Annotated in this window: 2 protein-coding genes; both read right to left on the reverse strand. The window is 69.9% G+C overall.

What is annotated here, in order from left to right; translation table 11 throughout:
- Nucleotides 1-111: 111 nt before the first annotated feature.
- Entirely contained in the window at nt 112-396 is a 285-nt protein-coding gene (locus Cch01nite_RS22590) for a WXG100 family type VII secretion target (RefSeq protein WP_203758771.1), read from the reverse strand.
- A gap of 35 nt (nt 397-431) precedes the next feature.
- On the reverse strand, nt 432-743 hold the full coding sequence (locus Cch01nite_RS22595; protein WP_203758772.1) for a WXG100 family type VII secretion target: 312 nt from the start codon (nt 741-743) through the stop codon (nt 432-434).
- Between the last annotated feature and the right edge of the window lie 104 nt (nt 744-847).

The raw sequence follows: 847 nt of genomic DNA on the forward strand, positions 1-847 counted from the left end.
ACCTCACCAGCCACCGTCGCCCCCTCCATGTTTCTCGTCGTGCCCGCAGCGCCGGACCCCGTCGGGATCCGGCGCTGCGGGTGAAGCTCGGTACCGCTCAGCCGTGCTGGTTCACCAGCGGGCGGCGTTGGACCGCTCGGTCGACTGGTAGTCCTCACCCGAGGTCGACACCGCGCGGCCGACGTCGGCCAGCAGCGCCTTCATGTCCGTGATCGCCGCGGTCCACTTCGCGCGGGCGGCCTCGTAGGACGCGGCAGCCTCACCGGACCAGTTCGCGCGCAGCGGCGCCAGCGAGGAGTCCATGTCGTTCAGCTGCGCCTCGATCTGGTTGGCACCAGAGGCGATGTCCGCAGCAGCGGTGGCCAGACCACCGAAGTTCACCTTCAGGTCGCTCATCAGCGTCCCCTTCTCTCGTCTACGGGTATCGGGGATCAGCCCAGGCGACCCTGCAGCCGCGAGAACTGCGACTGCTGGGCGTCGTCAGACGCGACATAGGCGGACTGCGAGGCCTGCAGGTTCGCCTCGAACTCGTTCAGCGCGGACACGATCTTGGCCGCGTCCTCACGCCAGCGCGTCATCAACGCGGTGAACGCGACCGCACCGGCGCCCTGCCAGTGCGACCCGATCCCGGCCAGCTTGCCCTCCAACGAGCTCAGCTCCCGCTGCAGCTCGCCACGCGAACGCGCGACCACATCGGCACCAGCCTTGAGCGCACCATCAGCCGCAGCAACCTCGGCAGCCATGACACCTCCCCTGCACACGACCCAGCGGGCCGACCCGGACGCCCGCCGGACGGCGACGCCACCCCCGGCGGAACACCGGGAACCGCGACGACCTTAGGCGATCC

The organism is Cellulomonas chitinilytica, from assembly GCF_016862675.1.
GTDB lineage: Bacteria > Actinomycetota > Actinomycetes > Actinomycetales > Cellulomonadaceae > Cellulomonas > Cellulomonas chitinilytica.